The sequence below is a fragment of the Streptomyces sp. NPDC104371 genome (assembly GCF_055583785.1).
This window is the reverse complement of the sequence record NZ_JBVJNF010000001.1, coordinates 999,977-1,022,996: the sequence shown is the minus strand read 5'-3', so window position 1 is coordinate 1,022,996 and position 23,020 is coordinate 999,977. Positions and strand designations below refer to the sequence as shown.

The 23,020-nt window shown below is 68.6% G+C and carries 19 protein-coding genes and 3 pseudogenes; 12 read left to right on the top strand and 10 right to left on the bottom strand.

Features of this window, described 5'->3' with window-relative positions:
- Positions 1 to 265: 265 nt before the first annotated feature.
- The 3 genes and pseudogenes from cas1 to ACZ60T_RS04540 all read right to left on the bottom strand — a co-directional run.
- Positions 266 to 616, bottom strand: a pseudogene (cas1, locus tag ACZ60T_RS04550) (CRISPR-associated endonuclease Cas1); the annotation flags it as partial.
- Between the two features lie 22 nt (positions 617 to 638).
- Positions 639 to 821, bottom strand: a pseudogene (locus tag ACZ60T_RS04545) (CRISPR-associated endonuclease Cas1); the annotation flags it as partial.
- Between the two features lie 16 nt (positions 822 to 837).
- The gene (locus tag ACZ60T_RS04540) at positions 838 to 1,008 is read right to left on the bottom strand and encodes a hypothetical protein (protein WP_469664355.1); all 171 of its coding nucleotides are present in this window, start codon (positions 1,006 to 1,008) and stop codon (positions 838 to 840) included.
- A gap of 489 nt (positions 1,009 to 1,497) precedes the next feature.
- On the opposite strand from ACZ60T_RS04540, the pseudogene ACZ60T_RS04535 reads away from it, so the two are divergent.
- The 6 genes and pseudogenes from ACZ60T_RS04535 to ACZ60T_RS04510 all read left to right on the top strand — a co-directional run.
- Positions 1,498 to 2,291 (top strand): annotated as a pseudogene (locus tag ACZ60T_RS04535) (IS5 family transposase); the annotation flags it as partial.
- A 562-nt stretch (positions 2,292 to 2,853) separates the two neighbouring features.
- On the top strand, positions 2,854 to 3,288 hold the full coding sequence (locus ACZ60T_RS04530) for a hypothetical protein (RefSeq protein ID WP_469664353.1): 435 nt from the start codon (positions 2,854 to 2,856) through the stop codon (positions 3,286 to 3,288).
- A 935-nt stretch (positions 3,289 to 4,223) separates the two neighbouring features.
- Positions 4,224 to 5,045, top strand: a complete 822-nt coding sequence (locus tag ACZ60T_RS04525) for a D-alanyl-D-alanine carboxypeptidase family protein (RefSeq protein ID WP_469664351.1) — start codon at positions 4,224 to 4,226, stop codon at positions 5,043 to 5,045.
- Entirely contained in the window at positions 5,042 to 6,019 is a 978-nt protein-coding gene (locus ACZ60T_RS04520; RefSeq protein ID WP_365629570.1) for an endonuclease/exonuclease/phosphatase family protein, read from the top strand. The genes ACZ60T_RS04525 and ACZ60T_RS04520 overlap by 4 nt, the downstream gene beginning before the upstream one ends.
- Positions 6,020 to 6,107: 88 nt before the next feature.
- A complete protein-coding gene (gene cseB / locus ACZ60T_RS04515) occupies positions 6,108 to 6,797 on the top strand; it encodes a two-component system response regulator CseB (RefSeq protein WP_469664761.1) in 690 nt (229 codons plus the stop codon).
- A gap of 8 nt (positions 6,798 to 6,805) precedes the next feature.
- A complete protein-coding gene (locus ACZ60T_RS04510; protein WP_469664349.1) occupies positions 6,806 to 8,134 on the top strand; it encodes an ATP-binding protein in 1,329 nt (442 codons plus the stop codon).
- Positions 8,135 to 8,433: 299 nt separating this feature from the next.
- Here the strand turns inward: ACZ60T_RS04510 and ACZ60T_RS04505 are convergent, their stop codons facing one another.
- The gene (locus ACZ60T_RS04505; RefSeq protein ID WP_469664347.1) at positions 8,434 to 9,474 is read right to left on the bottom strand and encodes a tyrosine-type recombinase/integrase; all 1,041 of its coding nucleotides are present in this window, start codon (positions 9,472 to 9,474) and stop codon (positions 8,434 to 8,436) included.
- Between the two features lie 102 nt (positions 9,475 to 9,576).
- On the opposite strand from ACZ60T_RS04505, the gene ACZ60T_RS04500 reads away from it, so the two are divergent.
- Together ACZ60T_RS04500 and ACZ60T_RS04495 are read left to right on the top strand one after the other, a co-directional pair.
- Complete coding sequence (locus tag ACZ60T_RS04500; RefSeq protein WP_469664345.1) at positions 9,577 to 10,284, top strand: serine/threonine-protein kinase; 708 nt, start codon at positions 9,577 to 9,579, stop codon at positions 10,282 to 10,284.
- Positions 10,227 to 10,937, top strand: a complete 711-nt coding sequence (locus ACZ60T_RS04495; RefSeq protein WP_469664343.1) for a serine/threonine-protein kinase — start codon at positions 10,227 to 10,229, stop codon at positions 10,935 to 10,937. The genes ACZ60T_RS04500 and ACZ60T_RS04495 overlap by 58 nt, the downstream gene beginning before the upstream one ends.
- A gap of 180 nt (positions 10,938 to 11,117) precedes the next feature.
- On the opposite strand, the gene ACZ60T_RS04490 is transcribed toward ACZ60T_RS04495, so the two are convergent.
- Complete coding sequence (locus ACZ60T_RS04490; protein WP_469664341.1) at positions 11,118 to 13,517, bottom strand: hypothetical protein; 2,400 nt, start codon at positions 13,515 to 13,517, stop codon at positions 11,118 to 11,120.
- A 237-nt stretch (positions 13,518 to 13,754) separates the two neighbouring features.
- Positions 13,755 to 14,342 carry a hypothetical protein gene (locus ACZ60T_RS04485; protein WP_469664339.1) on the bottom strand — a complete coding sequence of 196 codons (588 nt, stop codon included), beginning with the start codon at positions 14,340 to 14,342 and terminating at the stop codon, positions 13,755 to 13,757.
- A 712-nt stretch (positions 14,343 to 15,054) separates the two neighbouring features.
- Between ACZ60T_RS04485 and ACZ60T_RS04480 the strand changes: the two genes are divergently transcribed.
- A complete protein-coding gene (locus ACZ60T_RS04480) occupies positions 15,055 to 15,591 on the top strand; it encodes an SMI1/KNR4 family protein (protein ID WP_365634929.1) in 537 nt (178 codons plus the stop codon).
- Between the two features lie 14 nt (positions 15,592 to 15,605).
- Here the strand turns inward: ACZ60T_RS04480 and ACZ60T_RS04475 are convergent, their stop codons facing one another.
- The 3 genes from ACZ60T_RS04475 to ACZ60T_RS04465 all read right to left on the bottom strand — a co-directional run bounded on the left by ACZ60T_RS04475 (position 15,606) and on the right by ACZ60T_RS04465 (position 18,365).
- Positions 15,606 to 16,367 (bottom strand): glycosyltransferase family 2 protein, encoded by a 762-nt coding sequence (locus ACZ60T_RS04475; RefSeq protein WP_469664337.1) that lies wholly within the window; start codon positions 16,365 to 16,367, stop codon positions 15,606 to 15,608.
- Between the two features lie 160 nt (positions 16,368 to 16,527).
- The gene (locus tag ACZ60T_RS04470; RefSeq protein ID WP_469664335.1) at positions 16,528 to 17,400 is read right to left on the bottom strand and encodes a serine hydrolase; all 873 of its coding nucleotides are present in this window, start codon (positions 17,398 to 17,400) and stop codon (positions 16,528 to 16,530) included.
- Positions 17,397 to 18,365 (bottom strand): LysR family transcriptional regulator, encoded by a 969-nt coding sequence (locus ACZ60T_RS04465; RefSeq protein ID WP_469664333.1) that lies wholly within the window; start codon positions 18,363 to 18,365, stop codon positions 17,397 to 17,399. The genes ACZ60T_RS04470 and ACZ60T_RS04465 overlap by 4 nt, the downstream gene beginning before the upstream one ends.
- A gap of 146 nt (positions 18,366 to 18,511) precedes the next feature.
- Between ACZ60T_RS04465 and ACZ60T_RS04460 the strand changes: the two genes are divergently transcribed.
- From ACZ60T_RS04460 to ACZ60T_RS04450, 3 genes are all read left to right on the top strand, one after another.
- Positions 18,512 to 20,158, top strand: coding sequence for a penicillin-binding transpeptidase domain-containing protein (locus ACZ60T_RS04460; protein WP_469664331.1), 1,647 nt, complete (start codon positions 18,512 to 18,514; stop codon positions 20,156 to 20,158).
- A gap of 106 nt (positions 20,159 to 20,264) precedes the next feature.
- Positions 20,265 to 20,846, top strand: a complete 582-nt coding sequence (locus ACZ60T_RS04455) for a dienelactone hydrolase family protein (RefSeq protein WP_469664329.1) — start codon at positions 20,265 to 20,267, stop codon at positions 20,844 to 20,846.
- Positions 20,847 to 20,928: 82 nt separating this feature from the next.
- Complete coding sequence (locus ACZ60T_RS04450) at positions 20,929 to 21,492, top strand: GNAT family N-acetyltransferase (RefSeq protein ID WP_469664327.1); 564 nt, start codon at positions 20,929 to 20,931, stop codon at positions 21,490 to 21,492.
- 92 nt (positions 21,493 to 21,584) lie between these two features.
- Here ACZ60T_RS04450 and ACZ60T_RS04445 read toward each other — a convergent pair whose 3' ends face one another.
- A complete protein-coding gene (locus ACZ60T_RS04445) occupies positions 21,585 to 22,640 on the bottom strand; it encodes a cytochrome P450 (protein ID WP_469664325.1) in 1,056 nt (351 codons plus the stop codon).
- Positions 22,641 to 23,020 lie beyond the last annotated feature (380 nt).

Genomic DNA, 23,020 nt, shown 5'->3' with positions numbered 1-23,020 from the left:
CCGGACCGCACATCGGCGGCGGGCTGCGGGCTCGCGGTGGGTTGCCGTCCTCCAGACCCACGTTGTCTGAAAGGAAGGCGTGCCATGGGCCACATGACCCATGGCACGCCTTCGCATCTGCCGAAGGGTGGGGTCGAGATGGGGGAAGGGGATCTGCAGGTGTTCGAGCAGCTCGCCGCGTTGAGCGCACCGAAGAGCGCAGTCGTGTTCTGGCCGGACGCGGGGCCGGCGACCCGCACGCAGGCCGATCCGGCCGCCCGAATCCGGCCGGTGTGCCGCTCCCAGACGTGCACAGCCCGAGCACCACCTGTTCCACCACCAGCGGCCGGAACTCCTCCATCAGATCCAGTGCCAAAGAGGGCCGTCCGCGTCGCAGGTCATGGAGGATGCCGACCATCGGGTCCAGATCGGCGAGTTCGACCGCGGCGACGGCCTGCTGGGGCAGGAGCGTGTAGCCGAAGAAGAGCATGGCGTTGACCGGGTCCGGCAGCGGGCGGCGCTTGCGGGCAGTGAACGCCCACGCGGACCCGAGGATCTTGCCGAGCGCGGTGAAGTGGTCGCGGGTGGCGGCTCCCTCGATACCCATCAGCGCTGCGGCGGAGGTGGCCGAGCGCATCCATCCGCGCCGCGCGAAGGCGGCCGGCTACGGCCTCGGCGTCTTCGAGATGCCTGGTACGCGCCGCCCGAAGCAGGCAAGTACGCATGTTGCGGATCTTCCTGGCGACGATGACGGCGGCGATGTCCAGTCGGGCCGATGCCTTGTCGGCCAGCCGGTGCTGGGCGTGACGGAACGCGACGTCGTTGCCATACGGGCCGGCCAAGCCCCTGGCGCCGGGGTTACGGGCCAGGGCGTACGGCGGCGGCCGCGGTCCGCGCCTTCGGCAGCGCGATGCCCTGGGCCTGAGCCATTACCCCAGGCCGTAGCGTCCACGGCACCAGGCTCGTCTCCATCAGCCACTCGTTCGACAGCAGCCGCCGCACGATGAAGCTACGTACTGAGCGGCACACGTCCCACCCCAGGCCGGAGCACAGCTGGTTGTATAGGAGGGACCGTGGCCGTGCTCGGCCCGGAAGACCACGGTGAACTCGGCCGTCTGAGGCCCACGATCAGGGTGTGCCTCCTTCCACTCGCCGTAGGCATTCTTGATCCACTTGGGGGCGAACTGCGGGTGGACCCGCTCCATGAACGCGGCAGCGACCTGTCCCGGTTCGAGCGCGCACACGGCGCAGTACTTGACGGCCTCCGCGTGCCGCCGCACCGCGGGGGTTGCCGCGTTCTTCCACTGGGTCCATGCAGCAGCGTCGAACCGAACAGCCGGCCTCGCGCGGCGCTCGACCTGACGGGCTTCCGGGAAGTCGGGCGGAATCTGCCTGAGGAGCTTGGAGACGTGCTGTGTGCCGCGAGGAACAGACCGGCCAGCCGCGCCGCAGGAGGAAGCTTCTTGACCGGCTTGGCAGACAAGACTCTAGGTCTTGTCTGATAATTGATCTTGTGAGTTGACGGATGTGGCGTGGGGGCGGATAGCGCCTTTGCTGCCGGGTGTTGACGGTCGTGGGCGGCCGTGGCGGGATCATCGGCAGGTGATCAACGGGGTGTTGTGGCGGTTGCGGACCGGTGCTCCGTGGCGTGACCTGCCGGAACGCTTTGGGCCGTGGCAGACGGTCTATGAGCGGTTCGCGCGCTGGGAATCGGACGGTACCTGGGCCCGGCTGCTGGAGCAGGTCCAGGTTCGTGACGACGGCGTCGGGGACATGGAGTGGATCGTGTCAGTCGACTCCACGGCCAACAGGGCTCACCAGCACGCCGCCGGTGCCCGTAAAAGGGGGCGCAGGCGGGGGACGAACTGGAAGATCCGGCACGTGCGGCGGCTCGCCAGGCGCTCGGGCGGTCCCGTGGCGGGCTGACGACCAAGGTCCATCTCGCCTGTGACGGCCGGGGTCTGCCCCGTCGTCGTCACGCCGGGCAACGTCAATGATTCCACCGTTTTCGACGGGTCATGGACGAGGCGCGGGTGCCCCGGGCCGGTGCCGGGCGGCCTCGCCGCAGACCTGATGCGGTCATCGCGGACAAAGCGTACTCGTCACGGGCGATCCGCCGGGCCCTGCGCGGGCGGGGCATCCGGGCCGTGATCCCCGAGCGGGCCGATCAGAAGGCCAACCGCCTGCGGTGCGGACAGGCCGGCGGCAGGCCGCCGGCCTTCGACCGCGAGCTGTACAAGGCGCGCAACGTGGTCGAACGCTGCTTCAACCGCCTGAAGCAGTTCCGCGCGATCGCCACCCGCTTCGACAGACGGCGACCCTCTCGCGCGCCCGCATCTCCTACGCCCAACTGCAGCGCCTGGAGGCCAGCGGCCTTGTCGACCGTGATACCTCGCACCCGGTGCATGCCGGGCAGCCAGTCACCCTCACTGACGCCGGCCGAGCCATCCTCTGTGCCCCGCGCCCCGCCGGCCCACCCAGCACGACACCCTCGCCCGCGCCGCCAGCGCCCCGCGCTGTTTCCCGCCCACGCCGCTGAACGGCGCCTTCGGCACCGCGTCCGCGATGCCGAAGGCGCCGTCGACCCGAAGGCACTGATGCCCACCTACGAACCGAACTTCCACCTCGACGGTTACAGTGCGGTCAACGAGCATGTCGCTGATCAGTTCTGGCGGTGCTTCGGCGCCGAGCAGGACATGTTGACCGTGCTCGCCGAGCACCACAGCGAAGACGCCGAGCACGGCTTCTACGTGATGCACAACCGGGCTGTCACCTGGGGTATCCCCGGGGAGCCGCAGATCGTGGCCCTGTACCTCAAACGCGACCCAGTGGCGCACCTTCCGATTCGACAGTGAAGAGCTGCCCCTGCCGTCCATGGCCCAGTCGTGGCTGATCGCGCGTGGCTGCCCCGAGGAGAAGATCCTCCTGTCCGACGGCATGGGCACCGCCCCCGCAGACCAGGCCGCGCGCGCCCTGGAGAAGCGCCTGCGCAACGACGGCGACCACTTCGCCCTGCTCACCAGCTACACCCACGACAGCGACCCGGTCGAGACCACCGTGATGCTGCGCGCCCTCGACGACAAGGCGGCACTGCCCTTCCGTGTGCTGCTCGAAGAGGTCGACACCAACGCGTGGACGCACACCCTGCGCGAGGGCGGCTTCAAGACCTTTGACGTCGCCACCCAGTGGTGGGAAGCGCACTGGAACGGCGAGAAGCCCCCGCTGCCGGCGGCCTCGCCAGCGCCCCGGTACGCCACCGCCCCCGCTCTGCTTGCTCGCCCCGCTCCGCAGCACGGACCGAGCCGCTGAATTCCTGGTAACGCGCCCGCCTTGCCTTGCCAACCCAGGTGAAAGGCCGTCTGCCGCGCGCGCGGTGGCGCGGAACGTAGAACGCAATCCCCGGTTACCGAAACCGGGGATTCTCCGGACTCTTGTTCTCAGTCCGCACGGCATCCGCCGGGGGCTGTTCCGTATCTCCTCTCCATGCCACGGAGGTCAATTCCGCATGCGCACTGCCCGGTTCACCGGCTCCATCGCTGTTCTCGGCGCGCTGACGCTCCTGGTCTATCACGAGGTCTACACGTGCCTGGACTAACCGACCAGCACTCAATTCCCCATTCCAGCACCGGATTCCTCGAAATGAAGGGAGCCCCTCTATGCCCGACACCAGCGAAGACGTGACGGGCGTCATCACCGAGCGAATCGAGGACCGATTCCGCCCGCTGCACCTCGACAACGGGCTGGCAGCCCGCCGCCTGACCGTCTCGCGGTGGCTTCGGCCGTGGCCCACCCCGCACCCTCCGCAGGCATCCCTTGGAATTGATCATCTTAGGGACGTTCGGCGTTGTCCTCGCTCTGCTCTGGCCCGCGACGGCGGTCTGGCACTTCCTGGCGGGGCTGAACCGGGACCTGAGGGCTGCCCCGTATTGCCGGGGCGGTGAGTGGCCGGCTCAGCCAGGGCCGTACCGCCCGATACCTGACCGACACATTTCTGTGTGCCGCCGGATGCACGGTCATGAGCGTGTGGATGCGGTCCGCGCCCAGGCTTGAGGGCGTACGCGGTTACTCGCGTACGTCGTCTGGTTCTGGAGGGATGGTTGTTGATGGGTGGGCGAACGATTCGCAGGTCACGTGTGCTCCGTGGGGCGGTCTCGCTGCTGGCCATCGTCGGGGCAGGCGGTTGTGCCGCCGGGCGTGACGGAGAGGGTGGCAGCGCCCCGACCGAGGCTGCTCAGGTCGCCCCCGTGGACCGCCTTCGGTTGCCCTGGCCTGCCGAGGGCCAGGCGAGCATCACGGTGGAAGGGCTCGGCAGTCTGGGCAGCAAGGGCGGTCGGCGGCCGGTGCCGATCGCCAGCCTCACCAAGGTCATGACCGCCCTCGTGATCCTCAAAGAACATCCGCTCGCGGTGGGGGAGCCGGGGCTGAGGATCACGGTCGACGAACAGGCAGCGCAGGAGTCCCAATCGCTCAGCGAGTCCACGGCGCCGCTGCAAGCGGGCCAACGCTTGACGCAACGCCAGTTTCTGGAGCTGATGTTGCTTCCGTCCGGCAACAACGTGGCGCGGCTGCTGGCCCGTTGGGATGCGGGAAGCGAGGAAGCATTCGTCGACAAGATGAACCGTGCCGCTTTGGGCCTTGGTATGGCACACACCAGGTACACCGGTGCGAGTGGAATCGAGCCCACCACCACAAGCACTGCTGACGATCAGCTCAAGCTCGCCCGGCAGGCGATGCACGTACCCGTGCTGCGGGCCGTAGTCGCGATGCGCAGTACGACCGTTCCGGGGGTGCCGGGCCCCATCATCAACACCAATCGGCTGTTGGGCCGGTCCGGTGTGATCGGTTTGAAGACCGGGTCGAGCACGCCTGCCGGCGGTGCTCTGATGTGGGCCGCCTGGGCGCGCTCTGGTGGGAAGCCGCATCTCGTGCTGGGTGTTGTCCTCGCTCAGCGGGCCGGCACCACACCCGTAGAGGGCCTGGAAGCCGCATTCGAGCGGAGCGAAGCACTCATCGAGGCCGTGCAGGAGCGTCTGCCTGCCGCGCTCGACACCAAAGGGCGTGTATGAACATGGCAGCAGTCCTCGATTCCCTGGGCGCCGACAAGCATGAGGGTCAGCAGAGCCCTGGTTCACGCGGGCATCTGATCGCCCTGGCGGCTGTGCTGAGCGGTCTCGTCATTCTCGGCGCGGCTTGGCCTCCCCTCGAACTCGGCGGTCTCGGCAGCCTGCTGCAGAGCTTCCTGCCATGGCTCGGCCTGAGTGTTCCTCTGCTGATCGCCCTCGCCGCCGTCCGTCGCTCCCCGGTCGCTGCCGCGGCCGTGCTGGTGCCCGCCGTCGCCTGGAGCTGCGCCTTCGGCGGCCTGTTCCTGGGCCGGGACTCCGGCCTCAAGGGGGACGTGACCGTGGTCAGCCACAACGTCCACGATGCCAACCCTGACCCGGTCGGTACCGCTCATGGCCTTGCCGCATCCGGCGCCGAACTGGTGGCACTGGAGGAGCTCACGCCGAAGACGTCTATCGTGTACGAGAAGGCGCTGGCCTCCGCGTACCCCTACCACGCAGTGCGGGGCACGGTCGGCCTGTGGAGCGTCTATCCGCTGCAGGACGTACAGGCCGTCGCGATCATGCCGTGGACCCGCGCGCTGCATGCCACCGCAGACACCCCTGAAGGGCCCCTCGCCGTGTACGTCGGACATCTCGCGTCCATCCGTCTTCGCCTGGATGTGGGCTTCACCACGGAGCGCCGCAACGACTCGGCCGACAAGCTCGCCGCCGCGGTACGTGCGGAGCCGCTGCCCCGTGTCGTCGTGGTCGGTGACTTCAACGGCACGACCGACGACACTGCGCTGCGCGCGCTGACCGGGCAACTGCGGTCGACGCAGGTCAGCGCCGGACACGGATTCGGCTTCACCTGGCCTGCCACGTTTCCGGTGGTCCGTATCGATCAGATCCTCGTCAAGGGCGTCACCACGGTGTCCTCCTGGACGCTGCCGCGTACCGGGAGCGACCACCTCCCGGTCGCCGCCTCCTTGCGGCTGTGAGAGTCAGGACGGCACGGCGGCTACCGTCGATGCGACAGGCGAACCGGCGCGATGGCCCGGCCGACAGGAAGGTGACCCCGGAGTGAGCGTGCACATTCTCCTCGTCGAGGACGACGAAGCGATCCGCAGATCGGTCGGGCTGGCCTTGGAGCGCTACGGCTATCGGACCTCGGGCGCACCCGACGGACTGACCGGGCTGGAGATGTTCCGGGATGGCGCCCATGACCTGCTCATACTCGATGTGATGCTGCCACTGCTCGACGGGATTGGACTGTGCCGCCGGGTACGCGAGACGAGCCAGGCTCCCATCCTGATGATGTCCGCCCGGGGTGACGGCCTCGATGTCATCGCCGGGCTTGAGGCCGGCGCCGACGACTATGTCGTCAAACCCGTGGACACGGCCGAGCTGATAGCACGTATCCGCACACTGCTGCGGCGCGCCACGTTCACCGCGTCCGCGAGCGACAGCGCCGCGCAGGCCACGGCTGACGCCCGTGTGCTCACCTTCCGTGATCTGACCGTCGACACGTGCGGCCTGGAGGTTCGCCGGGATGGTGAACTGCTCGCACTCACGCCCACCGAGCTGCGGCTGCTCCTTGAGTTCGTGGCCGCGCCGGGTGTCGCCCTGCAGCGGCAGACCCTCCTGCGCAAGGTCTGGGACTACGGCTGGGAGGGTGACAGCCGGGTCGTCGACCTGGCGGTGCAGCGGCTGCGCAAGAAGATCGGGGCCGAGCACATCGAAACCGTGCGGGGTTTCGGCTACCGGTTCAGGCGGTGAGGATCTGCATGGAATCCACGACCGCCTCGTCCGTCGGCCGCTCCCGGTGGCGGATCGCCGACCCGCGGTCCCTGCGCTGGAAGATCGCGGCCGGAGTCGCCGCCGCGGCCTGCGCGATGGCTCTGGGCATCGGTGTCCTGGTCCACCGCTCCACCGAGACTCGTTCCCTGAGTATCGGCCGCGTCGCCGCTGAACGCGAACTGCGCAATGCGACGGCCGAGTTCCACAGACCGCCTGATCTCAATGCCTCGGGCAGTACCGGCTATGTGACCGGCGACGCGGTGCCGGACCCGCTATTGGCACGGCTCGGCTCCGGCTCCGGTCCTGTCACCTGGTACGACACCACCAAGCCTGCTCAAGGCGCCTCCATGTGGGCGGCAAGCCGTGTCGACGGCACCGTCCTGGCCGTCCGCTCGGACATGCTCACCGACCAGCTCATCCGTCAGGCTCTCGACCGGCACATGCGCTACGCGGCCCTCGCCACGCTCGCTGTCGTCGTGCCACTCACCTTGCTCGCGACCGAGCTGGTCGTGCGGCGCCTACGGCGGGTCGCGGACACCGCCCGGCGCATCCGCCACGGCGACCTCGACGCACGCACCGCAGGCCGCGGCCACGACGAGATCAGTGAGATCTCCCTCGCTGTCAACCACATGGCAGACGCGCTCCAGGACCGGCTGCGCAACGAGCAGCGGTTCACCGCCGACGTCGCCCATGAACTGCGCACCCCGATCGCCGGTTTGGTCACCTCCTCCTCGCTGCTGCCGCAGGGCGAAGCCACCGATCTCGTACGGGACCGGGTTGGCGTCCTACGCGGCCTGGTGGAGGACCTCCTGGAGATCTCCCGCCTCGACGCGGGCACGGAACGATCCGACACGCAGCCGGTGCCGCTGGACGAGCTGGTCCGGGAGTCCGTACGACGAGCCGGGTTCGACAGGGACACCCGGGTCTCGGTGACCGGGCGCCCGGTCACCGAGACCGATCCGCGCCGACTCGACCGCATCGTCACCAACCTCGTCGTCAACGCCCACCGGCATGGCACACCCCCGATCGAGATCGCCATCCGAGGTGCGGTGATCACCATTCGCGACCACGGTTCGGGTTTCCCGCCGGAACTGCTCACCCAGGGCCCGCAGCGTTTCCGTACCGGAGCGACCGAGCGCGGTCACGGCCACGGGCTCGGCCTGACGATCGCGCTGGGCCAGGCCCAGGTGATCGGCGCTCGCCTCACTTTCGCGAACGCCACCCCGAATGGCGCCGTGGCCACGCTCGACCTGAACCAGGTCATGATCAGGTCGAGCTCGACCGATAGCAGGCCGAGTTCCTCGGCAAGCTCCTGAAAGTCCAACACGTCAACGCGACCGGACCGCGCACCTCCGAATACGCGCAGCCTTCGGAGACGCGAAGACCGCCATCCGTACCGGGCCGACTGGAGCCGTACTCGCTTCGAGCGCGTTGCACGAACCCTTGTCGGAGCAGAAGGAGCGTCAACCTGCTTAACCGGCAATGACCGCGGCCTGGAGCGCGGAACAGCGCTACAAGTCTTCAAACCAAGATCGACCGCTGGGGGTCAAGGGGTCGCAGGTTCAAATCCTGTCGTCCCGACCATGCTTTTAGCAGGTCGGAGGCCGTTCTCTCACTAAAGCGAGGGCGGCCTTTCGCGCGTCCGGAGGCATGGTGGTCGCAGTGTGGTCGCACGTCCAGTCTGAGGCTGGTCGGCTGCGGCGCTGAAGCCGGAGACAGCGGGGGAGCGGAGTCGGTGCACAACCTCGCGGAGCCGGTGGATGTGGTCGCGTGGTGGTCGGAGCCACGGCGCATGGTCCGTGCGGCGGCTGGCCTTCTCGGTTCCGGTGAGGGTCTGGGCGATAGTGTCGACGGCCTCGTGGGCTGCCTGCAGGGTGAGGTGGCTGTAGATGTTCGCGGTGGTCGACAGGGTGGAGTGCCGCAGCGTCTTGGAGACGAGGGTGAGCGGCACGCCGACGGTGATGGTGATGGTGGCGGCCAGATGGCGCAGGTCGTGGACCGTGATCCGCGGGACGCCGGCCTCTTCGGACAGTTGATGGAGACGGTCGAGGACCTGGTGCGGGCCAAGCGGTCGGCCGTCGGGTCGGTAGAAGACGAGACCGGTGAACGGGTCGTCAGGATCACCGCAGGTGCGGGGCGTTGCTCCTGCGTGGTGCCGGAGGGCGGTGGCGACGCGGGGTGAGATGGCCACCCAGCCGCGGCTCGACTGGGTCTTCGGCGTGGTGATGACGAGGCGGTTGTTGTCGATCGCGGAGAGGGTGCAGCGCACGTAGAGGACGCCTTCTGCCAGGTGGACGTCGTCCCAGTGCAGACCGAGGGCTTCCCCGCTGCGCATGCCGGTACCGATGAGGAACTCGAACAGGTCGGCCATCTCGGGGTCGGCCCGATGGCAGTAATCGAGGAAGCGGGCAGCCTCCTCCGCCGTCCAGATCCGCCGTTCCGGCGATGGCGGTCGGCGCAGGACCGGGGGATTGGCCGGGTTGTGGGGGAGGCGGCGTTGGCGGACGGCGTCGCCGAGAGCGCTAGAGAGGGTGGCCAGGCGGCAGTAAAGAGTGGTGCGGCCGCGGTCGGCGGCGAGTTGGCAGGTGACGTAGGCCGAGATGTGCCGGTGGGCGAGCTGGTCGAGCTTGAGGGTGCCGAAGGCGGGCCGAGGCACCTGTGGCGGTGCAAGGACCCCGGTGCTGGGTCCTGCCCGGGGAAGGCACGCTCGTCGAGCTCGCCGAGGAACTCGTGGCCGACGGCGCGGCCGGATCGGGCGATGACGTCCGTGGATCGTGACATCGGGGTCCTGGGGGTCCTCGACGACCGCTACGAACTGCGCACGAGACTCGGCGCCGGGGCCATGGGACAGGTCTGGCAGGCGTACGACCGGGAGCTGGACCGCCCGGTCGCCGTCAAGCTCATCCATCCGCACCACCTCGCCGCCACTGGCGACCCCGCGGCCGCCGACGAGCTGATCGAGCGCTTCCGCCGGGAGGCCCGGCTTGTCGCGGGATTTCGGCATCCCGGCCTCCCGGTGCTCTACGACGCGTGCCTCGGGCGGGTGGCGGAGCACGTCTACATGGTGATGGAGCTCGTCCTCGGCGACACCCTCGAATCCGTCCTGCGGTACGGACAGCCCCTCACAGAAGCGCAGGTGGTCGACATCGCCCTGCAGCTCTGCGACATTCTCACGCACACCCACGCCCTCCCAGTGATCCACCGGGACCTCAAGCCGGCGAACATCATGGTGTCGCCCACAGGCCGGATCACCGTGGTCGACTTCGGGGTCGCGGCGACGTTCAAGGGCGCCGCCCGAACCCGTCAGCGGCTGACACGCCACCGCCAGGTCCTCGGCACCGTCGGATACCTGGCCCCGAGCAGGTCGTACAGTCCGGGCTCATTGTTCCGCAGACCGACCTGTACGCGATGGGTTGCATCCTCTACGAACTCCTCACTGGAGAGCCGCCTTTCACCGACGAGCTGAGTGCCGTCCTCTACGATCCTCCGGTCCCGCTGGCGATGTTGCGCCCCGATATCCACCCCGTACTGGAAGCCGCCATCACCGAGACGCTGGCCAAGCGGCAGGATGAGCGGCCGCCCTCCGCACGGGCCGTCCACGACCGCTTATTGCCCCTCCAACCGGGCGCGGAGCCTACTCCCGCCCCCTCTATACCGGCGTCCGGCGACGGCTCCGGAGCCGTGCCGGTTCCTGAGCGCTTCAGCCACGCCCAGGCCCTCTTCGACGACGGAGACCTCGGCCGAGCTCTTCCCGCCTACACGGCCCTGGCTGCGGAGCTCGCCAGCGCCGGCCCCCAGCACGCGGACCAGGCGGCGCATTGCCGGGCCCGCTCCGCCCACTGCCGCATGGGCCTCGGGCACCTTCACGAGGCGCTCAAGCAGTTCCGCGCCTTGGTCGACGAACTGGCCCCCGTTCGCCCGTCCGACGACCCCCTCCTGCTGGAGGTTCGGCTCCACGCCGGAACTCTCCTGGTCACCTTGGGCGACTACGGCGCGGCCACGATCGAACTCACCGATCTTCACCAGCTCCTGTTGTCCCTGCCCAGGGAAGCGTACCGCCAGGAACTGATGGTGGTGAGCCAGCATCTGGACCGGATCAGGCGGGGTTACGCCGGCTGAGAGTGTCCTCCACAACGGACGGACCTACGAACTCGTGCCACCCACGGCTTGGCAGACCGTATTAGGCCGTGTCCGGTGAATCGTTCGGAACACGCCTAACCTTCTGCCGTGGAGCCGCAGTCCGCCTGAACCAAGATCACCGGACTCTACGAACCTGGGGGCATCTCACCCGGTTATTCCTCAGGTGCCCGGAGGAAGCAGGGTCCCGTGCTCGTCCGGGGCGCCGTTGAGTATGTCGCGGTGCGGAACGTCATCTGTCGCGTAGCCGTAGCGGGTGGTCAACAGCTCCATGAACGCCTGCAGGTTGGGGGTCGTCATGGCGGAGCCCAGTTTCCAGCGGCGTTGGGCGACGGCCAGCACGGTCACGTCCATCTGCGCGCGCAGGCGGTCGGCGGTGAAGGCGTTCAGGGGCAGTGCGGTTGTGTAGTGGCTTTCCGGTGTCTGGAAGAAGCGGGTGGGATAGTCCCGCGGAATGCCGCCCGGGCTGGCCTGCTGCAGCCGTAGGTTGGCGGCGATGTTGGCCAGGATTAGCAGGATCTGCCAGTCGAGCCATCCCTCTTCGCGCAGTTCCCGCAGTCCTGCGCGGGTGTCAGGGTCAGCTAGGACACGCGGCAGTGTCTCGCTGAGCACCTGGGGTAGGTCGGTGTAGTTGTCGCGGATCATGTCGAGTGCTCTGGTGCGGTCGTAGCCGGGTCCCGGTGTCGTGGGCTGGGCGAGTGCTGGGACGGTGGGTGGCTGGAATGCCGTGTCCGACCACGGCGGCATGACGGTTTGCCGCAGGGTGTCGTAGTGGGCCTCGGTCAGCAGGCCGGCGACTTCGTCGTAGGGGCGGGCGCTGAGCAGTTTGTGCAGGAGTCCGCGGGCGAATGTTGTCTCCAGCAGGGACATGAACGCCTCGGTGGGTCTGGCGCTGAGGTGGGCCAGCAGGTGCACCACCGTGGCGGACAGTTCGCGTTCAAAGGCTGCGTGGTCGGTCGAGGTACTGTACGGGCTGAGGATGACGGTGCAGTCGACGGCGTGATTGTTGGGCCGGAAGGTGACTCTGTCCCCTCCGCCCAGTGGCGTGCCCGTGATCACCCGAACCAGGATGTCCTGGGGGAAGAACAGCGGGTCATGCGGGGCGAGTTCCGCGAGCGAGATCTGCACCGCGGCGGTGAAGCGCTCGGCTGCCAGCACGGTGGCGCGGGCGTTGTCACACCGGATCCGCCATGTCGTGCCCAGGGCTGCGAAGTTCAGATCCCGGTGCGCTCCCACGTCCGAGAACGGTCTTCCGCTGAGCTGGTCGTCTGCGTTCTGGATGAACTGCTGCTCGGTCTGCGTGAAGCTGGGTCGGATCAGCGGGAGGTGTTCGTCCAGGTCGGCTAGGTAGTCCGCGTCGGTGAGCTCGCGCAGGGCCGGCAGGAGCGCGGGGCGAAACCGCTCTGCGCTGAGCATCACCATGCTGGCGTGGAAGTCGAGTTGCTGGATGTAGCCGTGAGAGGGGTAGTCCTCGGGGGTGTCGGCGAACAGGTGGTGGGTCATGAAGGCGAGTCCGCCGAGAGCGAGGGCGTCGCCCCAGTGGCCCGCCGCGTGGGTATGGGTCATGGCTTGGGCCAATGCGGCGGGCAGCAGGTCTTCATGTTCTTGGCCCGTGGGTGACGCTGCGATGGCGGCGGCGGTCAGCGCGTACTGCCGGGCGGCTTGCTGCAGGTCCAGGTCTCCGTAGATCTTCCCGATCATGCGCATGGTGAGCAGCGCGCCGCGCAGGGTGTCGCCGTGCCACCAGTTGATTTTGACCTCGTGCAGTTCGTGCAGCGCGTCCAGCGGTCTGCCCGCGCGCAGGAATGCCATCGCACGGTCCCGGCAGCGTGCGGCGACACTGCTGTCACCTGCGAGGTCCGCCTGCGCGGAGTCCAGCGCGTCGCGGATCTTCTCGTAGCGAGGGTCTTCAGTGAGGGTGGGTGCGAACGTCTGGAACGTCTCGCTCACACCGCCGACCGGGAAGGCACGGGCCTGCGGCAGCAGGTCGACCAGATGTTCCAGACAGTCCATCGCCTCGGTGACGTCCACCGGGCGGCTGGTCGGGCTGACATCGGGCACGATCTCACCCGCGCGCCGCAGCCGTGTCGTCTCCTGCGGGGTGGGTAGCGCCCCTGCGGCCGGGCGTGTGACCTGCGGCCATCGCGGGTGCAGACACAAGCGGGCGGCCACGTCGAGGAGCGACGCCTTGCGTACCGGGTAGACAACGGCGTCGGTGGCCTCGATCAAGACGGCCACGCGCTGCCGCAGGCGCAGGGCCAGCTCGCGTAGTTCCTCGGCGTTCGTCGTACCCAGGTGACGCAGCCAGGCGCCGCCCCAGTACAGCAGCAGTTGGCCCGCGTCATCCAGGAGCGCGACACGCTCCGAGGACATGGCGGCGTCGATGACCGCCCGGATATCCGCTTCGACACCGTCCAGGCTGTTCTTCCCGCGCAGCACGGCCAGCACCCGTTCGTAGCGCGCCCGCAGGGCGAGCTCTCCGTCCCCAGCGTCGATGAACTCCCCGACGTAGCCGAGCCACTCGGGCAGGTCCCCCCCGCGCCTCGTCGTCGAAGGTCGCATGCCGCAAACCGTCCCGGACCTCGGACAGGGCTCCCGGCGTCCGCTCTTACTGGGCAAGGGGTCGGCTCGCTCCCAGTCTGTGCAGGTCAGAGTGGGTGTGGCTGGGGCGCTGGGCGTCGTATGGGTCCCCTTGTCGGCAGAGGAGCGGCGGTACGCGGCGATAGCCGGCTGTACCGAGTGGCGCTTCGGCCGGGCGGCTGTGTGTGCCGGGCATCGCACTCGTCCCGCCTCACGTCGTCACCCCTTACAGCGAGACCCCGACCCCACTCCACGACTGGCCGCTTGCTCTCCGGTCTGCGGCACCCTCAGGGGTTCCTTCCTGCGGCGCATCATGACCATGTGCTGTGCGGCGAGCGTGACGCCCATGCCGAGCCACAGCGCGTTGGCGTTGAAGTCCTCCTGGAACGCGGCCGTACCGATCGCTGCGAACACCAGCCGGACGGCCACCGTGCCGAGCCACAGCAGGAGGATGCGGCGATCCCCCTTGCGCATCACGCGTCCGTCGGGCTCCTTCCACATGGGGAAGACCGCTCCTCGCCAGACGCCGAAGGCGATCGACGCGAGCAGGGAGAGCACGAGCAGCACGATACTGGCGGGCTTCAACTCGCAGGGTCCCGGCGGAATGCAGCCGCGGACGATGAGCACGCCCACCCAGAAGTACATGCGCTTGGTCACCGTCCGGGCCGTGAACTGGCGGATGATGACGGTCGCTGTGATGACGACGATGGGCAGGGCGTTGAAATAGGGGACGAAATTGCTGCCGTCGGCCATGTCCGTGCCTAGTTGGCTCGCCGTCGTCAGCCCCGCATGCAGGGTGTCGATCACTGCCGGTCCTCTCCGGCGGGCCTTTCGGCCCGCAGACGTTCCCACCGTTCTCCATGAGTCCGGCGTACCGGGGCTCGCCGACCACGGGAGCCAGTAAGCCAGTCGTCCCCCTGCGACCGCAATACGGGCTGACCACCTTGCGCCAGTGGGATTCTGGACAGGCGTCGTGGCAGTCGACAGGCAGCCGGTCCGGCAAGTTCACGGCAAGCCGCGCCGTTCGGACCGCACGGACGGGGCGTCGCTTGCCGGTCGGACTGCCTGGTGGGGCGCAGCGGCGGCGCTGCACGACGGCGGACACCGAGCCGTATCCGACCGGCTCGCGTGTCGTCCCAGCTCGTTCATCGTCAAAAGGAGCGCTCGCACATGTCCGAAACCGATGTCATGGTGGCTCCGGCCCGTCCACTGGATGAGGATCTTCGCGGCTGAGGAGCCGGGGATCTGCGCGAGCGTGGTCGGCCACCGGGTTCGCTCCGGAGTTGCCGGGCCGCAGGAGCATGACCAAAGACTCGGTCGGCGAGTCCATGACGTCCTTCGTGGATGTGTAGTGCGGCGTGTTGGCCGGTTCTGTCGTGGCGGTCGCCCGACGGGGCGGCCGAGGATCGCGTGACCGTACCGTCGGTGGCCTGGTGCAACGGCTGTTGCAGAGGTTGCTCGCCTGGCCAGGGAAGTCGTGAGACCTGGATCTTCGTCAATTACCCGAAGGGACTTTTGCATGCCCCACCCCGCTGTTGCCCGCCTGTGCGATCTGCTGCCGCCGCCTGTCTCAGGTGGCGACGCAGTGGACTGGGAAGGGATCGAACGGACGACTCGTCTGGCGTTCCCGGCCGACTACCGTGAGTTCGTGGAGTTGTACGGCGGTGGCGAGATCGACGAGTTCCTGTCCGTCAGCACCCCACCTGTACCCGGCTCTGCGTACGGGGACCTTTTGGACAGAGTCGACCCCGCTCTCTCGGACCGGGACCGCCAAGAGTTGCGCGGCCTCTTGCCAGGCGGCGTACTGCCGCCACTGCTGCCCTTCATTGATTCGGCAAGCAGCGATGTCGCGTTCTGGGTATGCGAGGGCGCTCCCGACGACTGGCGGGTGGCTGTCTTCCGGAGGCAGACGCCCTACGGGGTGAACCGCTGGACGGTGTTCGACGGCGGTATGGCGTCGTTCTGCGTGGCGGCCCTGACCGGTGAGGTGGACCCGTTCAGCGAGCAACTTTCGGGTGAGGATCAACATGTGTTCGTGATCTGGCGCGAGTTGTAGGAACCGACCTCGCGTCACTGGGCTTCCAGGGGGCTTGAAGTCCAGTGCCACCGGGTGTGCTGGAGGGAAGTGAGTCGGGACATGATCGCTGTGCGTATCGTTGCGAACTCGGATTCCTGCCAGTAGTCCGGATGTGCCGTGGTCTGGTTGTTGTGCTTGCGGTAGATGCCGCCGGGGGTGTCCAGCATGCGGCCGGGGGCCACCGCGGCGCAGATGAGTACCAGGGCCAGGGCCTCAAGGGCCGGTAACGCGGGCCAGCCTCCTACCGCTCGGACGAGGTCGGTTCTTGCCGCCAGGTGTGTGCCGACTATCGGGAAGCGGTCCGCTTCGTAGGCCTCGCGCAGGGTCTCGTAGCTGAGCACTCCGGCGGGAGGGTCGTAGGGGCCGGGGACGAGGCGGCCGTCCGGGAGCAGGTCCAGGGCGCCGGAGACGCACCAGCCTGCGTGGGGATGGGTGGTCAGCTCCTCGATGTCGCGCCGCAGGGCGCCCTCGGTGAGCAGGTCGTCGGCGTCGAGTGCGCGGACGACGGACCCCGTGGCCCTGGCCAGCCCGAGCGTGCGTGCGACACCGGCTCCGCCTCGCCTCCCGACGGCGTATCGGACGCGCTGGTCGTCAGGGAGGGAAGCGAGTGGGCGACGGCTGCGTCCGTCCTCCTGCACGATCCACTCCCAGGACCAGCCTGGCGGCAGCGTCTGCTGGGTGAGGGAGGCGTAGGCCTCGCTCAGGTACTGGTGCCCGCCGTTGTGGACGGGGGTGATGATGCTGATCACCGGCACGACGACCACCGAGATCCGCTGGCGTCGGCGCGAGCCGTGTGTTTGCCCATGCGTGCACCCTTCCAGATTCCGCCCTGGCGATCCACGCCCTCCTGGGAAGGAGGCCTGACTCGGGCCGCTCCGTGCTGAGTTGACGGGGTGCCGAGGACCGCCCGGAGTGTCAGAGGGCGCGTAGTGCGTCGACGGCGATGCGGGCGGCCGTACCGATGACGGCGTCGGCGGCGGGCAGGGTGGCGGCGGGGTTGGCGGTTCGGGTGAAGACGGCGACGGCGTAGCGGCCACCGTCGGGGTACTCGACGACGCCGACCTCGTTGCGCACCGTCGGCAGAGTGCCGGTCTTCCCGGCGACGTGGACGTCGTCGAAGGGGAACCCGGACGCCATGCGGTGCGGCCATACCTGGAGGCCGAGGAGGCGGCGGATGGAGGCGCCGTGTTCGGGCGTGCAGGCCTCGTCGCGCCATAGGGCGCCCAGCAGTCGGGTCATGTCGCGGGGGGTGCTGCGGTTGGTGCGGGCCGGGTCGAGAGCCCTGAGCCGGTTGATGACATGGGGGTCGGTCAGGGCCTGGGCGCCGCCGGGTCCCACGTCCTCCCGGACGGTGGCGAAGAGCTCCGCGAAGGTGTGGACGGCATGGGTGCGCGTCAGGCCGAGGCGGGCCGTGGTGTCGTTGACGGCGTCAAGGCCGACGCGCTCCAGCAGCAGGTCGGCGGAGGCGTTGTCGCTGACGGCCATCGCCAGGTAGGCGACATCGCGCAGGGACATGCGGACGGGGTCGAGCATGGCGGCAAGGCCCGTGGGCCCGGTGATGCGGTCGGCCGGGCGGCACTCGATCTGTTCGCCGAGATCCAGCTCCCCCGCCGCGGCCAGCTCGTGGAGGGTGACGAGCAGACAGAGCTTGTGGACGCTGGCGGTGCAGACCGACTGGTCGGCGCCGATGTCGAGCTGTGCGCCGGAGTCGATGTCGAGGGCGTGCAGCGAGCCGGTGACACCGGCTTCGGCGAAGGCCGCGTGAATGCTGCCGGGGGTGTCGGTCACAGCCAGAACTCCGATGCCGGACGAAGGTACAGCGGGCGCGAGGGTACATCGGAGGTCGCGTCGGCCGTCGTACGCAGCGCGTGCGTGGCCGCTTCCGTGAAGGCGTTGACGGCGGCGTCACCACGGCCCTTGGGCCAGGCGACGGAGTGCCGCCAGGCCAGCGGGGCACCGGCGAGCGGGCGCCACACGACGCCCGAGTCGGGGTGGTGCACCTGCTCGGGCCGCGTGTCGCGAGGACCGAAGGCGACCGCGTCGGCGGACAGGAGCAGACCGTGGACGAAGCTGGAGCCCTGACCGTGCCGGACGGCGGCGGGGGTGAAGCCGTTGCGGGCGCACGCGGTCAGCAGGTCGTCGTACAGCGCCGGGGCGTCGGCACGAGGGAAGAGGATCAGGTCGTATCCGGCGAGAGCGGAGAGCGGCACCTCGTCGAGTTCCGCCGCCGCGGCGGTGCGTGGCAGCAGTACGCCCAGCTCACGACGGAGCACCGGGCCCAGCTCCAGACCGGAGACATCGCACGGGTGGTGGACGATCCCGACGTCCAGATCGTGTGCTGCCAACCCGGCGAGCTGCTGGGCCGTGGTCAGCTCGACCAGCTCCAACTCCAGCCCGAGATGCCTCCGTTGGAACTCCGTCAGCAGCGCGGCGACGGTCTCGCCCGCGATGTCGGGCGTCAGCGCGGCGCGCAGGAGGCCGGTCTCGCCGTCCCGGATGCGGCGCGCGGTGGCCATGAACGCCTCGGAACCCGCGAGCAGTTCACGAGCCTGTGCCAGCAGCAGCGTTCCCGCCTCGGTGATGGTCACCCGTCGGCTGCTGCGCTCGAACAGTCGGACACCCAGCTCCCGTTCCAGGCGCTGGATGCGCTGTGACAACGGTGGCTGGGCCATGCCCAGACGGGCTGCGGCACGGCCGAAGTGTGACTCTTCTGCAACAGCGACGAAGCACTCCAGGTGCGGCACAAGGTTCACAAGCAGCAATCATATCGGTTCTTGATGAATCCGAGATCGATATGGGTCTTGGACAGATCGGGCGAAGCGTTGCTCTCCTGAGGTCACGGCTGCGGTCACCCCACGCGCGGGGAGACCTGCGACTCTCTCAGCGACAGGACTTCGCGATGCATGAATCCGGATACGTACCCGCCACCTCCGCCAACAGGCGTCGTAAGCCCCGTAAGACGCTCAGGGCTGTCGCCGCGGTGGTCGGGGTGACCGCGGTCGCCGTAGGAGCGACGAGTGCGGCCGGTCTCGGCCCCTTCGCCCGCGGCACGTCTTCCGACTCCGGTCCCGACCCGGCGGCCGTGGGCCAGGCGCGTGCCTTCCTCGACGACTGGGCCGCCGGCCGACTGCCGAGTGCGGCGGGGCGTACCACCAGCCCCGGAACGGCGCGGGAGGTGCTGAGCAACTTCACCTCGGGCCTCGACATCGGCAAACCCGCGCTGACGGCCGCGGCCCCGGCAAGTGCCAAGGACGGCACCGTCGTTGTTCCCTTCACGGCGCGGATGCCCATCACCGGCCTGGGCACATGGACGTACAGGTCGAAACTGTCGCTGAGCGAGCAGGACGGCGGTGGCTGGAAGGTGGACTGGACGCTGTCACTCGTCCACCCGCACCTGAGCGAGACGGAGAAGTTCCGTCTGGAGCGTGCGAAGACGGAGGTTCCCAAGGCCGCCGACCGGCACGGGAAGTCCCTCTCGGGCGATGAGCACCCCTCCTTGAGCCCCGTGCTGGCCCAGCTCGGCTCCGGCGGTTCCGGTCCGCGCGGCACGATCCAGCTCATCGACCGGGCCACCGGAGAGGTCGAGCGCACGGAGGCCACCTTCGGCGCGAAGTCCGACGCACCGACGGACGGAACCGTCCGCACCACGCTCGACGCCACCTGGCAGTCCGCCGCCGAGGAGGCGCTCACCTCCCATGCCGAGGGCAAGAACGCCTCACTGGTCGCCCTCCGGATCGACAACGGCGAGATCCTTGCCGTCGCCAACTCACCGTCATCCGGCTTCAATCGAGCCGTCTCCGGCACCTACGCGCCGGGCTCCACCTGGAAGGTCATCACGAGCAGCGCCCTGCTGCTCAAGAACGCCGTCACACCCGACGACATCGTGGACTGCCCCAAATACCTCACCGTGGGCAAGGAGTTCCACAACGTGGAGACCTCCGAACACCGCAACGCCACCTTCCGGAAGGACTTCACCGAGTCGTGCAACACCGCGTTCATCAGCCTGCGCGGCAAGCTCGGCAACCGGGAGCTGGGCGACGTCGCCCGCACGTACTTCGGCGTCGGCCAGGAGTGGCACGTCGGCATCTCCACGTACGACGGATCGGTACCGGAGCCGAAGGACGAGACCGAGAAGGCCGCTTCGATGATCGGGCAGGGCAGGATCCAGGCCAACCCGCTGATCATGGCGTCCGTCACCGCGACCGCGGTCTCCGGCACCTTCCATCAGCCCACGATCAGGGGAGGGACCGAGAAGACCGCCACGACGACCCCGCTCCCGGCGAAGGTCGTCTCGCAACTGCGCGAGATGATGCGCGCCACCGTCACCGACGGCACGGCCAGAAGGCTGTCCGACCTGCCCGGAGACCTCGGCGCGAAGACCGGCACCGCCGAGGTCTCCGACGACGAACCCAACAACGGCTGGCTCGTCGCCTACCGCGGCAATGTGGCCGTGGCCTGCGTCGTGGAGCAGGGAGTCACCGGCGGCGGCTCCGCAGGCCCCATCGTGCACAGCCTGCTGGCCGCTGTCCCCACCGACGCCTCGTGATGCGGCCTGGTCAACAGCGAGGTGGCCGGTGCGCCGCCCATGTCAGTGCTGCCGGGCATACTCGTGCCGCGGCGCCGCCCGGATGCCGCAGCGCGAGGGGAGCGACATGGCTGAGGTGCTGGCCTTCCATCACGGGTACGGGCTGACCGCCGGTGTGCGCGAGTTCGTCGAGGAGTTGCGGCGGGTCGGGCACACCGTCCATGTCCCGGATCTGTACGACGGGAAGGTGTTCGACAGCCTGGAGGAGGGCATCGGCTACGCCGAGAAGGTCGGGTTCGACACGATCATCGCGCGGGGAGTCGCCGCTGCCGAGGAGCTGCCCGCGGGGCTCGTGTGCCTCGGCTTCTCGCTCGGCGTCCTGCCGGCGCAGAAGTTGGCCCAGACCCGGCCGGGCGTCAAGGGCGCGCTGTTGCTCGAGGCATGCGTTCCCATCTCGGAGTTCGGCGGCGGCACTTGGCGCCGGAACGTCCCGGTTCAGATCCACGGCATGGACGCGGATCCGTTCTTCGCCGGGGAGGGCGATGTGGACTCCGCTCGCGCGCTCGTCGAAACGGCGACGGACGCCGCGTTGTTCCTCTACCCCGGCGACCGGCATCTGTTCACCGACAGCAGCCTTCCGTCCTACGACGAACAGGCCGCACAGCAGGTCAACCGTCGGGTGCTCGGCTTCCTCGATCGCATCGAGTAGGGGGCGGGGGCGTCGACGCCTCAACGGGGCTGTAGGTAAAAGCCGTTGGGTGGTGGTGTCTGTCTCGGGCATGATCCACCCCGTGGACACTTACCTGGCGACCGAGCGCCTGACCCTGCGCCGTTTCACGGCCGACGACGCGGACCTGCTGATCGAGTTGGACAGCGATCCGGCGGTGATGCGCTATCTGACCGGGGGCGAGGCGACCGCCCCGGAGGTCGTGCGTGAGCGCCACCTGCCGTACATCATCGCCGGATACGAGAAGTGGGACGGCGATCTCGGGCTGTTCGCCGCGTACGAGAGGGACGGTGGGGCGTTCGTCGGCTGGTTCTGTCTGCGTCCCGGGCCGGACGGACCGCGGGACGAGGCCGAACTCGGCTACCGGCTGCGGCAGGCGTCCTGGGGCAAGGGCTACGCCACCGAAGTCTCGCGGGCTCTGCTGGAGAAGGGGTTCACCGGGCTCGGAGTGCGTATGGTCTGGGCGGAGACGATGGCCGTGAACCGTGGTTCGCGCAATGTCATGGAGAAGCTCGGCATGACACTCACGGAGACCCTTCCCACTCCCTCCGACATGGAGATGGTCGAGGGTTCCGAACACGGGGGCGTGCGGTACGAGATCACCAAGGAGCAGTGGGAGCGACGGTGACGTCGTGCGTGGTCAGAGTGGCCACAACGGTGAGCGCGGGTGCCCGCTGTGCGGGCCCCGCGCTCTCTCACGTTCAGTGCCAGTACTTCATGTCAGTTCCTCCTTCCCGGCTGCCGTGGGCGCAGGGTGACCTCGAAGCGGTCGAGACCGCGAAGGGTCAGATTGCGCCGGTGTTCGGGTTCCGCGACCGCCCGTGCCTCGGGGTAGTCCCTGGCCAGGGTCCCGAGGAGCGATCCGGTCAGCCGGATCGCCATGGACGCGCCCAGACAGGCGTGGGCACCGCGCCCGAACCCCAGATGCGGGTTCGGGGCGCGGTCCAGTCGCAGCTCGGTGGGGTGAGGGAAGCGCAGCGGGTCGTGGTTGGCCGCGCCGAGCAGCAGCGTGACCGGGTCACCGGCCCGGATGACGACGCCCCCCAGCTCGGTCTCCGTCACACAGACACGCGCGTCCGCCTGCACGGGCGCGTCGTACCGGATCAGCTCGTCGACGGCGGTGGCCACAGACGCCTCGCGGAAGGCGGCCAGGGCTCCGGGGGTCGTCAGCAGAGCCGCGGCGGCGTTGCCGAGCAGCCGGGAAGCGGATTCGTAGCCCGCGTGGAGAACGGCACGCAAGCTGTTGCGCAGGACCGTGCGGTCCACGCCCGCGGCATCCGCGTTCTGTGCGACGTAGGCGATGAGCCCTTCCTCGGGCGGATCGGCGAGCCAGCCGCCCGCGTACTCGGCGAGTTCGGCCCGCGCGGCGACCGCCGGTTCGTGCTTCTCCGGCCACAGCCCGGCGTCCATCCCGTCGACGACGGTACGGGACATGGGCGCGAACCATGCCTGGTCCGGGGCCGGTACGCCGAGGAAGGCGGTGATGAACCGCAGCGCCAGCGGTTCGGCCAGTTCCCCGACGAAGTCGATGGACGGCCGCCCGGCCAGCTCGGCGAGCAGGTCCTCGATCTGCCCTTCCAGCCGGTCGTGCAGCGCCTTGCGGTCCTGGGCCCGGAATCCGTCGAGCAACAGATGGCGAATCGCGGTGTGTTCAGGCGGATCGAGCGTCTGGACGCTCAGCAAAGGGGAGGGAATGTCCTCGCCCGCACGGCGCCAGTCGGAGGCGAAACGCGCGCTGTCGGTGAGTACGGCAAGGCAATCGGCGTGCCGAGTCAAAACCCAAGAACCTAGCAGTTCATGCCAGAAGACGGGAGTGTTGGCGCGCAACTCCGCATAAGCGGAACAGGGGTTCCGCAAGACCGACGGACGGGCCAGATCCAAGATCGGATCGACGGCAGCCGTTTGATCCACGACAACTTCTCCCCCCGTGCAGAAGGCCTGGTTGAGGCCGCTTTTGCTTCCGGCAGAGCAATGCGAGGTGGCGAAATCACCGGTGGGTGACGCGCGTTCGCTGGCACTTCTCGAAGTGATCGTCGGCGACGCTACCACGCCACTTGAGCGAATGGTATGACTACCTGACTTAGAACTTTCGTATGACGACGGGGAGTTGAGAATGTCCGAGCAAAGCCAGACAATCGTCCACGATGTGCCGGTAA